The following is a 13,484-nucleotide window of genomic DNA, read 5'->3' on the forward strand; positions in this document are numbered from 1 at the left end:
ATCATAATTCGGATTATAATCTAAGACGGGACGAGCCGCGGGTCAACCGCACCGGCCGGGACAGGGAGCAATACATGAGCGCAGGCAGCGGCACGCCGTTCCGCGGCACCGTCGGCAGGACGGTTGCGGAGTCAAAACCCTGGTGGCCGGCGGCCGTGAAGCCGCCCGCGGGCGCGCCGAACATCCTCGTCGTGCTGTTCGACGACGTCGGCTTCTCCGATTTCGGCTGCTATGGCTCTGCGATCAGGACGCCGACGATCGACCGGCTCGCCGCGGAGGGCCTGCGCTATTCCGGTTTCCACACCACCGCGATGTGCTCGACCACGCGCGCGGCGCTGCTGACCGGGCGCAACCATCATTCGGTCGGCGTCGGGTGTCTCGCCAATTTCGATTCCGGTTATCCCGGTTATCGCGGCAAGATCGCGCGTGAAGCGGGCACACTCGCGGAAATGCTGCGCGTGCACGGCTATCGCAACTACATGGTCGGCAAATGGCACGTCACGCCACTGACCGAGAGCGGCGCCACCGGCCCGTTCGACGGCTGGCCGCTGGGGCGCGGTTTCGACCGCTTCTACGGCTTCCTCGACGCCGAGACCGACCAATATGCGCCCGAGCTCGTCTCTGACAACACGCACATCGATCCTCCCGGCACATGCGCCGATGGTTATCATCTGACCGAGGATCTGATCGACCAGGCGATCCGCTTCATCGGCGATCACCAGGCCGATCGGCCCGATATTCCCTGGCTGACCTGGGTCGCGCCGGGCGCCTGTCACGCGCCGCACCAGGCGCCGGCCGATATCATCAGAAGCTACGATGCCGAATTCGCGCACGGCTGGGATGTCGAGCGTGAGCGGCGGCTGGCGCGTCAGAAGGCGATGGGGTTGGTGCCGCAGGAGACGCAGATGCCGGCGCGCAATGATGGCGTGAAGGCGTGGAACGATCATTCGGCCGACGAGCGGCGCGTGTTCACCCGTCTGCAGGCGGCTTTTGCCGGCATGCTCGACCATTCCGACCGGCATCTTGCACGCCTCGTCTCGTTCCTGGAGGCGGCCGATATTCGCGACAACACGGTCATCATCGTCATGTCCGACAATGGTGCGAGCCAGGAAGGCGGCCCGCTTGGCTTCGTCAACGCGATGGGGCCATTTAATTTCAAGCCGGAGCCGATCGCAGAGAAGCTCGCCCGCATCGACGAAATTGGTGGGCCGGACACGCACAGCAATTTCCCGCATGGATGGGCCATGGCATCGAACACGCCGCTGCGGCGTTACAAGCAGAACACCCATGGCGGCGGCATCCGCGATCCCTTCGTCATCAACTGGCCGAGGCAGATTGCAGCCAAGGGTGAGCTGCGACACCAATTCGTGCACGCCTGCGACCTCACGCCGACGCTGCTGGAGTTGATCGGCATTGAGGCGCCGCGCGAGATCGCGGGCTGCAGGCAGATGCCGCTCGAGGGCGAAAGCTTCGCGCGCTCGATCGCGGACGCGACCGCACCCTCAAAGAGCTCGCCGCAATATTTCGAGATGTTCGGCCATCGCGGTCTGTGGCAGGGCGGCTGGAAGGCCGTCGCCTATCATCCGCCGGGCACGCCGTTCGAGAACGATAAATGGGAGCTGTTCCATCTCGACCGGGACTTCTCCGAGACCGACGATCTCGCGGCCAAGGAGCCGGAGCGGCTCGCGCGGATGATCGCGGCATGGTGGGGCGAGGCCGAGAAGCACAACGTGCTGCCGCTCGACGACCGGTTCGGGCCGCGCTTTGCCGAGAATGCGGCACGCTTTCACGGCGCACGGCATCATTTCGCCTTCCACGCCGGCATGGGCCATGTGCCGACCGATGTTGCGCCCGACGTGCGCAGCCGCAGCTATACGATCGAGGCGCATGTCGAGATCGAGGAGGCGGGCGCGGGCGGCGTGCTGATCTCGCATGGCGACGCGACGTCGGGCTACAGCCTCTACATCAAAGATGGCCGCCTCGTGCACGACCTCAACATTGGCGGCAGCCACCAGATCGTGCGCTCCGACCGCAAGGTGCCCTCAGGTGCGCGGCGGCTCGGCGTCCATGTCGAACGTCTCGTGCGCAAGGAACCGCCCGCGAAGGGCTCACGCACCGGCGTCACGGATTACACGCTGCTGATCGACGGGGAGGCGGCAGGCTCGCTCCAGACCCAGCTGGGCTTCCACACTCTGATCTCATGGTCCGGCCTCGACATCGGCCGCGATCGCGGCAGTCCGGTGTCGCACTACGAAGCGCCGTTTGAATTCGACGGGCGACTGCTTCGTGTCACCGTCACCATGCATGACGATCAGTCACTCGACGGCGAAGCCGTCGGCAATGCACAGATGGCGCGGCAGTAACGGAGCGAGCGACCGATGTCCGCCGCTACTTGATCTTGTCGTAGGCCGCCGCGAAATCATTCAGCGGCATCGGGATCGCGATCGTCTCCTTGGCCATGTTCTGGAAGGAGACCTTCAGCTGCTTGCCCGACTTCAGGCTCGCAAGCAGGTCCGGCGCAATCGGCGTCGAGGCGTAGCAGCCGCGGTTCTCGCAGGTCTGGATCTGGAGATCGACCGTCTTGCCCTCGTCGACCTGGAGTTTTGCGCCAACCGGCAGATTGAGGCCGAGCGGCAGTTGGAGCAACGCGACCGGCGTGCGGGTGTCGGGGGCGATGCGGATATTGATCAGCACGATGGTCTGGCCGGTCTTGGTCAGGACGGCGTTCTGCTCGATCGCGCATTCGAGCGGGGCATCGCGGCTGGCGCTGGTGCAACGCGCAATCCAGCCGGGCTGCGCCGGGGCGCCTTCGGCCTGTGGCTGCGCGGGCGCGGGCGAGGGCTGTGCGGCCGGGGCAGGCGGCGCTGCGTTCTTCTTGGCGCCCTGCTGGGCATACGCGGTGCCCGTCGACAATAGGGCAACGGCGGCGAGAGCGGCAAGTCTGGATTGCATGGGCATGGCGAGACCGCGTTGGCGTGAACCGGGGCCTCGCTGTAGCGTCGCGGAAGCCGCGGCGCAAGCTTACTCGGCGGCTTCCTTGACGGTGCCGTGCTGCGACGCCTCGTGTCCTTCGTCGTCGGCCGAACGGCCCGAGAACAGGTTCGAGAACTTGTCGAGATAGAGATAGACCACAGGCGTGGTGAACAGCGTCAGCGCCTGGCTGACGATCAGGCCGCCCACCATGGCGTAACCCAGCGGCTGGCGGATTTCCGCGCCGGTGCCGTGGCCGAGCATCAGCGGCACGCCGCCGAGCAGCGCTGCCATCGTTGTCATCATGATCGGTCGGAAGCGCAGCAGCGCGGCCTGGCGGATCGATTCCTCTGGCGTCTTTCCGTCGCGTTCGGCGGCGATGGCGAAGTCGACCATCATGATGCCGTTCTTCTTCACGATGCCGATCAGCAGAATAATTCCAATCAAGGCAATGAGGCTGAAGTCGAAGCCGGCCGCCATCAGGATCAGCAATGCGCCGACGCCGGCCGAGGGCAGGGTCGACAAAATCGTGATCGGGTGGATGTAGCTCTCATAGAGGATGCCGAGGATCAGATAGACCACGACCAGCGCCGCGAGGATCAGCAGCGGCACGGTGCCGAGCGACTGCTGGAACGCTTGCGCGGTGCCCTGGAAGCTCGAGTTCAGCGTCGCCGGCGCGCCGAGATCAGCCATCGCCTTCTGAACGGATTGGGTGGCCTGGCCGAGCGCCACGCCTTGAGCGAGGTTGAAGCTGATCGTGATCGCCGGGAATTGGCCCTGGTGACTGATCGAGAGCGGGCGGACCGGATCGGTGGTCCAGGTCGCAAAGGTCGACAGCGGCACCTGGTCGCCGGTCAGGGGCGATTTCAGATACAGCTTGTTCAGCGAATCCAGGTTGCCCTGCATCTCCGGCAGGATTTCCAGGATCACGTGATAGCTGTTGAGCTGGGTGAAATACTGGGCAACCTGGCGCTGGCCGAACGCATCATAGAGCGTGTCGTCGATCAGCTGCGGCTGGATGCCATAGCGCGAGGCGGTGTCACGGTTGATCTTGAGCTGGACCGTGGTGCCCTGGGTCTGCTGGTCGGTCGCGACGTCGCGCAGCTCCGGCAGCGTCTGCATCTTGGCGAGAATCTTGGGCGCCCATTCGTTGAGCTCGCCGAGATCGGCGTCCTGCAGGGTGAACTCGAACTGCGTGCGCGTCGGGCGGCCGCCGAGCCGGACATCCTGCGCCGCCTGCATGTAGAGGCGGGCGCCCTCGACCTTGTCGAACTGCGGACGGAGCCGTCCGATGATCTGCTGGGCCGAGGCCTCGCGCTGGTCGCGAGGCTTCAGCGTGATGAAAAGGTTGCCGTTGTTGCCGGCGCGGCCGCTGCCGCCGATCGACATGGCAACGCTGGCAACGTCAGGATCGGCCAGGATGATCTTGCCGAGTTGCTCCTGACGCCTGACCATTTCCTTGAAGGAAATATCCTGCGAGGCTTCCGACGTTGCCGTGATCAGGCCGACGTCCTGCTGCGGGAAGAAGCCCTTCGGGATCAGGACGAAGAGATAGATCGACAGCGCGAGTGTCGCGAAGAAGATGAAGAGCGTCGTGCGTTTCCAGCTCAGCGCGTGGTCGAGCACATATTCGTAGCCGCGCAGCATCGCATCAAAGGCGCTCTCGCTCCACTGGTAGAACTTGCCGTGGGTGACCTCGCCATGAGCGCGCAGGAAGCGCGAGGCCATCATCGGCGTCAAGGTCAGCGACACGAACATCGAGACGAAGATCGTCATGGCAAGAACGACCGCGAACTCGCGGAACAGGCGTCCGATAATGCCGCCCATCAGCAGCAGCGGGATGAGCACCGCGACCAGCGAGATACTGATGGACACGATGGTGAAGCCGATTTCCTTTGACCCCCTGAAGGCGGCAGCGAGCGGCTTCTCGCCTTCCTCGATATAGCGCGTGATGTTCTCGAGCATCACGATGGCATCGTCGACGACGAAGCCGACCGCGATCGTGAGCGCCATCAGCGAGAGATTGTCGAGCGAATAGCCGAACACCCACATCAGCGCGCAGGCACCCAGCAGTGCCAGTGGAACCGTGACGGTGGGAATCACGGTCGCCCAGAAGCTGCGCAGGAAGACGAAGATCACCATGACCACGAGGGCGATGGTCAGGAGCAGCGTGAACTGCACGTCCTCGACCGCGGCGCGGATGGTCGTGGTGCGGTCGCTGATCACCTGGATCTTGATCGCGGGCGGGATCGCAGCCACCAGCCGGGGCAGGGTCGCCTTGATCCGGTCGACGGTTTCGATGACGTTGGCGCCCGGCTGCTTGAACACGACCAGGAACACGCCGCGCTTGCCGTTGGCCCAAGCCGCCTGCTTGGCATCCTCAGGACCGGTGACCGCCTGGCCGATGTCCTTGATCCGCAAGGGGCCGCCGTTGCGATAGGCGATGATGACGTCGTTCCAGTCCTTGGACTGGGTGAGCTGGTCGTTGGCGTAGATCGTGTAGGCGCGTCTGTCGCCGTCGATGTTGCCCTTGGGGCTATCGACGGTGGTGATGCCGATCGCGCTGCGGACGTCTTCCAACGACAAGCCCTTGGCGACGAGCTTGCCCGGGTCGACCTGGACGCGGACGGAAGGCTTCTGCTGACCGCCGATGAAGACCTGCGCCACGCCCGAGAGCTGGCTGATCTGCTGGGCGAGCTGGGCGTCGACCGCGTCGCTGACGCTGGTCAGGGGCAGCGTTTCCGAGGTCGCCGACAAAAGCAGGATCGGCGCGTCTGCGGGGTTGACCTTGCGGTAGGTCGGGGGAGAGGGCAGGTTCTTGGGCAACTGGCCGCTGGCGGCGTTGATCGCGCCCTGCACGTCGTTGGCGGCACCGTCGATGCTGCGGTTGAGATCGAACTGGATTGTGATCGAGGCCGTGCCCAGATAGCTCGTCGAAGTCATCTGCGCGATGCCGGGAATCTGGGCGAATTGGCGCTCCAGCGGTTGCGCGACCGACGAGGCCATCGTTTCCGGGCTGCCGCCGGGCAGATTGGCCGTGATCTGGATGGTCGGGAAGTCCACCTGCGGCAGCGGCGCGACCGGCAGGAGGGGATAGGCGACGAGACCGACGAAGAGAATGCCGGCCATCAGCAGCGATGTGCCGATGGGATAACGGATGAAAGGTGCCGAAATCCCGCCTTCGGTCATTCTTGCTGAACCTTGTTTTTCTGGACCGGATCCGAACTCGCGACAGTCGTCGAGACGAGACTGCCGGGCTGCACCTTGTACTGACCGCCAGTGATGACTTGCTGACCGGGGTTTACTCCTTCATCGACGACCGAACGTCCGTCGATGGAATAACTGACCTTGATCTTGTGAACTTCGGCCTTGTTGTCCGGGCTGACGGTATAGGCGTAGAGGCCGTTGGTCGAATGCTGGACCGCGTCATCGGGGACGATGGTCGCATCCTTCAAAGTCCGCACCAGAAGGCGTGTCGACACCGATTGTCCCGGCCACAGCGTGTGTTCCTTGTTGTCGAACACCGCCTTGAGCCGAATAGTCCCGCTGGTCGTATCGACCTGATTGTTGATCACCGCGAGCTTGCCTTCGGCCAGCGTCTTCTTGCCGTCGGTGGTGAATGCGATCACCTTGAGCTCACCCGACTTCTGGCCCTCGCTGATATAAGGCAGCTGGTCTTCCGGCGCGGTGAAGATCACCGTGATCGGCTCGACCTGCGCGATGCTGACGATGCCGGTCTGGGTCGAAGCGTTGACGATGTTGCCGATGTCGACCTGACGCAGGCCGGCGACACCGGTGATCGGCGACTTGACCTGGGTGTAGTCGAGCTGGGTCTGGGCGTTGGCGATCGCGGCTTCGTCGGCGGCGATCTGGGCGGTGAGCTGGGCAACCGTGGAGCGTTGCGTGTCGGTCTGCTGCCGCGTCGCGAATTCACCGAGCTTGGTGTAGCGCTGAAGATCGAGATTGGCGTTGGCGAGATTAGCCTCGTCCTGCGCCTTCTTGGCCTTGGCCTGATCGAGGGCGGCCTGGAACGGGCGCGGGTCGACCTCGACCAGGAGATCGCCCTGTTTGACCATTTGGCCTTCGGTGAAGGCGATCTTGTCGATCTGGCCGTCCACCCGGGTCCGGACTTGTACGGTGTTGAAGCCCTGCACGGTGCCGAGGCCGGTGAGATAGACCGGGAAGTCGGCCTTTTGGACCGGCGAGATGCTGACGGGCACGGCGGCAACCCGCGGCGCGCCCTTCTGCGCCGTCTGAGCTTTCCCCGCCTCAGACGCCGAGAAGCGCTGCCAGCCATAATAGCCGCCACCGGCCACAGCTGCGATGATCACAATCCACAGGATCGGCCGTGACTTTTTCATATGGGAGCGTATCGGCTTGTATGCCCAAAACAACGAATTGTGGGGCTATCAAAGGGTTCCAGTACGGCTTGTATAATACACGCCAAGTTCCAGTGTAAACAGCACTATCAGTTGAGAATCCTAAACAATTGGAAAGCTTTGCACCCCGTAGGCAAACGGGTGACGCTGCGGTGTGCAGTGCTGCATTTTCCTATTCCGTACGAGGAGCGTGCAAGAGATAGACAATGCTCGCGGACGGCGTGGATGAGGCCGCGCGAGGCGAGAGCGGCGCGGTGCCGCGAGGCGAGCCGGGGGCCTTTGCGAGAACGGTTCTAAACTGACCGGGCGGCGTTTCGGTTGTCAGCAAAATCAGCGTCGTCCATATCAGCGCCGCCACAATGGGAGTGCTGAATGGACGAGCTGAACGGCAAGCTGATCGCGTGTCAGATTTTGATCACGGGGCTGATCGCGCGCGTCGCTAATGAGCAGCGCGATCCCTTGCGCTTTCTCACCGACTTCCGCGACGAGATCAAAGCCGTCGTCAACGGCATCAACATCGCCGGCATGGACAACACCGATCGTGTTCGCGCGACGGCGCAGCGCACCGTCGACGAATTGTTCTCGCTGATGAAGCCGCCGAGCAGCGACTGACGCCTGCGCAAACGACGCGCGAAGACAAGAGTCGTTGTGTCCGGCTGCATCAATGTGTCGCGCGACATTTCGGCATTTTCAAATTCGAAATATTAGAATCGTTTTGATCTAGATGAATTCAAGTGAGCTTGCGGGCCTCCTCGCATTGACCTGATTTTTTGTGGTCGATAGCACCGCTTCATCGTTCGTCGCGCATGTTGCGTTCGGCGAATCTGGAATGGGGTGTGTTGGAATGGGGTTGGCAGTGGCTCCGCGATCGTTGCGTGCGATTGCGGCAAGGAATTCTTTTGACGAGAAGCTCGACGGCAATTCCGGCAAGGCGGTGTCGGTCGTTGCCGGTCTGATCGCGGTGGCGTCGGTGTCGAGCGGCGCGCAGGCGCAGCAGTCGAGCCTTCCGCCGGTGAATGTCGACGCGCCGGTCGAGCGCCCGCGTCCATCGGCCTCGAAGCCGACGCCGGAGCAGATCCGCGCGCGTAACGCGCTGCGCCGCGCAGCGCAGCGTCAGCAGGCGCAGCAGCAGGCCGCCGCCGTTGCGCCGGCCCCGGCCGGTGCCGTCGATCGCAATCCCTATGCTGATCCGGCCGCGCCCTACAAGGTCGACCACGTCCAGGCCTCTGGCAAGTTTCCCGAGCCGATGCTGAACACGCCGAAGACCATCACTGTGCTCAGCAAGGAAGTGCTGGAAGACAAGAACGCGACGACGCTGAAGGAGATCGGGCGCTCGACCGCCGGCGTGACGCTGGGGTCGGGCGAGGGCGGCAACGCCTTCGGCGACCGCTTCTTCATTCGCGGTTTCGATGCGCGCAACGACGTCTTCATCGACGGCATCCGCGATCCCGCCGTCTCCATCCGTGAGAACTTCTTCACCGAGCAGATCGAGATCCTGCGCGGGCCGGCATCGTCCTATGCCGGACGCGGTACGGCTGGTGGTGCCATCAATATCGTCACCAAGCAGGCAGGCGACGTCAACTTCCAGCGGATGGACACCAAGTTCGGCACCGACAGAACCAAGCGCGTCACGATCGACGTCAACCAGGTCGTGGATCCGACCTTCTCGGTGCGCACCGGCGGCCTGTTCCAGGATGCCAATGTCGCCGGCCGCAACTACGTGACCGACGATCGCTGGGGCACGTTCCTGTCGACCAAGTACACCCCGACCAACGATATCAAGATCACGACGAACTATGTCCACACCGATCTCAGTGGCCTGCCGGATTTCGGCGTGCCCTATTACAAGCAGGGCAATGTGCCGGTGACGTCGGCCGGCATTCCGCGCGGGACTTGGTACGGCTTCCTCAACCGCGACTTCCAGACCGCGCGGCAGGATTTCGGCACGGCTACGGCGGAATACAAGGTCAACGAGGCCATCACGCTGAGCAGCAAGGTGCGCGGCGAGCACTCGCTGCTCAACTATATCGGCACGCTGCCGCAGAGCCCGGTGACGACCAACATCAACCCGCTGCTCTGGACCACGACGGCGAGCGCGCAGAGCCGCTACCAGCAGGTGGACGTGTGGGCCAACCAGAACGAGGCCACATTCAAGCTGGACACCGGCGGGGTGAAGCACACCGCGGTGTTCGGCGTCGAATACACCAACGAGGACATTTCCATCGACCGTTACGCAGGTCTCTCGTCGGAGTTGGCGGGATCCCCGTTCACGAGCACAGGGGCCATCTCGGGGGTCAATCTCTATTCCCCTCAGTACACTTTTCTCAATGGTTTCAGCTCCCCGTCACTGGTGGGTAACCCGACGCGCTACGGCGTCAACACCAGCAGCGTCTACGTCATGGATACTGCGAATTGGCAGGACACCGTCATCCTGAATGGTGGCGTGCGCTACGACGGCTACAACATGAGCGCGTCGGTCAACGCGCCGCCGGCCCTGAAAATGAACGCCGATCTCGTCAATTACAATGTCGGCGCGGTCTATAAGCCGATGTCGATCGGCAGTGTGTATGTAGCCTATGCGACCTCGGCCAATCCGTTCGGGTCGGAGCTCGACGCGACCGGAACCGACTACGGCGGCGTTCCGCCCAATACGGCGGTTCTGCTCGGGCCTGAGCGCAACAAGGCGGCCGAACTCGGCACCAAATGGGAGCTCGCGGATCGTCACCTGCTCGTCAGCGCGGCGCTGTTCCAGACCACCAAGGACAACGCCCGCGAGAACGATGCCACGGGCAAGCTCACCTCGAACGCGGCCTACCGTATCCAGGGCATCGACATCGAGGCCGAAGGCCAGATCACCGATCGCTGGAGCGTCTTCGGCGGCATCGTGCTGATGCAGTCAAAGGTCACTCAGAGCAATATTGCTTCGAACCTCGGTCTGCAGCTCGCCAACGTCGCGCACCAATCGTTCAGCATGTTGACCAAGTACAAGTTGGACGGCGATTGGGAAGTCGGCGGGCAGGCGGTGTATCGCTCCAAGGTCTATGGCGGCACGTTCGCGGCCAACACCGGCAACGAGCTGCCGAGCTACTGGCGCTTCGACGCCTTCGTCGAGAAGAAGATCGACAAGAACTGGACCATGAAGCTCTACGCGCAGAACCTCACCAACAAGCTCTATTACGACACGCTCTATCGTAGTGCCGTGCCGTTCGTCGCGGTCGCACCCGGGCGGGCGTTCTATCTGATCACGACAGCCAAGTTCTAATTGCGCCGGTCCAAATCGGGGATGCCTGCCACGGCAGGTATCCCACTGTCTCGACAACCGCTCACGATGCGCGGACAGCCTGCATCGCAAGGCCAAATATCGTCTCCAGTTTAGAACGCTTACAAACTCGAGTTTAGAACCGTTTCAAACTCGAATTTAGAATCGTTTTGATCTGGATCGATTCAAAGTTTCTGTTGCCGTGACTGCGTTGACCCTCATTGCACCGCTCGATACGACCAATGCGTCGCATTGTCACAATGCGACGCATTGCAGAAACGGAATGGGGCGTAGGATGAGTATGGTGAGGGCTCCGCGGTCGTTGCGTTCGACCGCAGCACGGCAGGCGTCGGGCAGCAATTTCGACGCGGCGACCGGCAAGGCCGTGTCGGCCGTCGCGAGTCTGATTGCGGTTGCCTCCGTCTCGAGCGGAGCTCAGGCCCAACAAACAACTTTGCCGCCCGTGAACGTCGACGCGCCGAAGGAGCGGCCGCGCTCCACCGCCGCGAAGCCGACGCCCGATCAGGTCCGCGCCCGCAACGCGCTACGCCGTGCTGCGCAGCGTCAACAGGCTGTAACGGCGCCGGTCGCCAATCCGAGCCCTGGTGCTCCCGACCGCAATCCCTACGCCGACCCGGCCGCGCCGTACAAGGTCGACCACATGCAGGCCTCCGGAAAATTCCCGGAGAAGCTGGTCGATACGCCGCGATCGGTGACGGTGCTGTCGAAGGAGCTGCTGGAAGACAAGGGCGCCACGTCGCTGAAGCAGGCGATACTGAGCACCGCGGGCGTCACGCTCGGCACCGGCGAGGGCGGCAATGCGTTCGGCGACCGTTTCTTCATTCGCGGCTTCGACGCGCGCAACGACATTTTCATCGACGGCATGCGGGACGCTGGCGTTAGCGTTCGTGAGAACTTCTTCACCGAGCAGGTCGAGATTCTGCGCGGCCCCGCGTCGTCGTTCGCGGGCCGCGGCACGGCGGGTGGCGCGATCAACATCGTCACCAAGCAGGCGGCGACGGAGAAGAGCTTCTACAACATGGAAACCACGTTTGGCACCGACATGACCAAGCGTGTGACGTTGGACGTCAACCAAGTCGTCGATCCCACATTCGCGATTCGCGCTGTCGGCCTGTTCCAGGATGCCAATGTCGCGGGCCGGGACCGGGTTATCGACAATCGCGATGGTGCGTTCTTGGCGACCACCTGGAAGCCGACCGACTCGATCAAAGTTACGAGCAACTACATCCACACTGAATTGACCGGTATCCCGGATTTTGGCGTGCCGTACTATCGGCCGAGCACGTCGTCGACCTCAGGCGGTCCGTTCCCGGACTTTGGCGTTAACCGCAACAATTTCTATGGCTTCGTCAATCGCGACTTCTACAGAACCGGCCAGGACATCGGCACGATCAACGCCGAGGTCCAGATCACGCCGGACCTGATGCTGAGCAACAAGATTCGGGAGTCGCATTCGACGCAGAACTACATCGGTACGCTGCCGGAGGCGCCGACGCTCGCTCCGGGAGCGCCGTTCACGGCTTACACGGTGAGTGCAAACCCGCAGAGCCGCTATCAGGCCACCGACGTGTTCGCCAACCAAACCGAGGCGACGTACAAGTTCAACGACGTTGCCGGCTTTAGGCACACATTGCTCGCAGGCATCGAGTACGACAAAGAGCGATCGTCGATCGATAGTTACACTGGGCTTGGCTCCGAGATCACAACCGGGACAACGCCTTTTTCCGGCACCGGATCGACGACCGGGGTCAACGTCTTTTTTCCGCAGGCGACGGACAATCCGTTTCCGATCCCCGCGGGCCTCACGGGCAGGCCGACCAAGATCGGCATCGACACCACGAGCGGATACATTGTCGATTCCGCCAACTATCGCGATCTGCTGATCCTCAATGGTGGTTTTCGCTATGACGACTACAGTCTCAAGACGTCGGGTTACTCGACGACTGGTGCCTTTGGTCAGCAGTCGGCGGAATTCCTAATCCCGAGCTTCAATCTCGGGCTCACGTTGAAGCCCTTGCCGAACGGCAGCGTCTACGTGGCCTATGCCACGTCTTCGAATCCTGTCGGCGCCGAGTTCGATGGCACCAGCACGGCCTACGGCGGCGTCAATCCCACTCTAGCTGGCGGCAACACCCAGATCTTCGGTCCGGAGAAGAACAAGGCGATCGAACTCGGCACGAAGTGGGAGCTGTTCGACCGTCATTTGCTGGTGACGGCGGCGCTGTTCCAGACCGAGAAGGAAAACGCGCGCGAAGCACAGAACATCAGCAACACGACTTCGCCAGCGAACATCCCGGCGGGATGCAGCTATCCCGTTGGAATGACCGGCAACGTGTCTTGCATCACGGCTGGTGCAGCCTACCGGATTCGCGGTATCGATCTCGGCGTGGGCGGCAATATTACCGACAAATGGAGCCTGTCCGGCGGCCTCGTCTTGATGCAGTCGGAGGTGACCAAGTCGCTGGCGCCGTCGCCTAATATTGCGCTTTATCCGACGAATGTCGGGCGGCCGCTCGCCAACATCGCGCATCAGTCGTTCAGCTTGCTCTCGAAGTACCAAGTCAACGATATCTGGGAACTGGGCGGGCAGGCGGTGTATCGCTCGCAAATTTTCGGCGGCACTTTGCTCGCGGCCAACCAGGGCACGTCGATCCCGGGCTATTGGCGATTTGATGCGTTCGCGGAAGCGAAGGTCAACAAGAACTGGCAGCTCAAGCTCCAGGTCAACAACATCTTCGACAAGCGCTACTACGACGCATTGTACCAGAGCGCTGCGCCCTTCGTGTTGGAAGCACCGGGCCGCGCCGCCTATCTGGTGATCTCGGCGCACTACTGATGGAGACATGACGAGGTGC

General features: G+C 62.7%; 7 protein-coding genes. 4 read left to right on the forward strand and 3 right to left on the reverse strand.

Translation table 11 applies throughout. The features are described 5' to 3' along the window. Positions 1-74: 74 nt before the first annotated feature. Positions 75-2,363, forward strand: coding sequence for an arylsulfatase (locus JQ587_RS14840; RefSeq protein WP_212425755.1), 2,289 nt, complete (start codon positions 75-77; stop codon positions 2,361-2,363). Positions 2,364-2,388: 25 nt separating this feature from the next. Here the strand turns inward: JQ587_RS14840 and JQ587_RS14845 are convergent, their stop codons facing one another. The 3 genes from JQ587_RS14845 to JQ587_RS14855 all read right to left on the reverse strand — a co-directional run bounded on the left by JQ587_RS14845 (position 2,389) and on the right by JQ587_RS14855 (position 7,331). Beyond that, entirely contained in the window at positions 2,389-2,958 is a 570-nt protein-coding gene (locus JQ587_RS14845) for an invasion associated locus B family protein (protein ID WP_212425756.1), read from the reverse strand. Between the two features lie 63 nt (positions 2,959-3,021). Continuing rightward, positions 3,022-6,159 carry a multidrug efflux RND transporter permease subunit gene (locus JQ587_RS14850; protein ID WP_212299230.1) on the reverse strand — a complete coding sequence of 1,046 codons (3,138 nt, stop codon included), beginning with the start codon at positions 6,157-6,159 and terminating at the stop codon, positions 3,022-3,024. After that, on the reverse strand, positions 6,156-7,331 hold the full coding sequence (locus tag JQ587_RS14855) for an efflux RND transporter periplasmic adaptor subunit (protein ID WP_212299231.1): 1,176 nt from the start codon (positions 7,329-7,331) through the stop codon (positions 6,156-6,158). The genes JQ587_RS14850 and JQ587_RS14855 overlap by 4 nt, the downstream gene beginning before the upstream one ends. 390 nt (positions 7,332-7,721) lie before the next feature. Between JQ587_RS14855 and JQ587_RS14860 the strand changes: the two genes are divergently transcribed. From JQ587_RS14860 to JQ587_RS14870, 3 genes are all read left to right on the forward strand, one after another. Continuing rightward, the gene (locus JQ587_RS14860) at positions 7,722-7,961 is read left to right on the forward strand and encodes a hypothetical protein (RefSeq protein WP_212299232.1); all 240 of its coding nucleotides are present in this window, start codon (positions 7,722-7,724) and stop codon (positions 7,959-7,961) included. A 232-nt stretch (positions 7,962-8,193) separates the two neighbouring features. Next, positions 8,194-10,611, forward strand: a complete 2,418-nt coding sequence (locus JQ587_RS14865) for a TonB-dependent receptor (RefSeq protein ID WP_212425757.1) — start codon at positions 8,194-8,196, stop codon at positions 10,609-10,611. 292 nt (positions 10,612-10,903) lie between these two features. Beyond that, complete coding sequence (locus JQ587_RS14870) at positions 10,904-13,465, forward strand: TonB-dependent receptor (RefSeq protein WP_212425758.1); 2,562 nt, start codon at positions 10,904-10,906, stop codon at positions 13,463-13,465. Positions 13,466-13,484: the final 19 nt, after the last annotated feature.

It is taken from the genome of Bradyrhizobium manausense (assembly GCF_018130615.1).
Lineage (GTDB): Bacteria > Pseudomonadota > Alphaproteobacteria > Rhizobiales > Xanthobacteraceae > Bradyrhizobium > Bradyrhizobium manausense_A.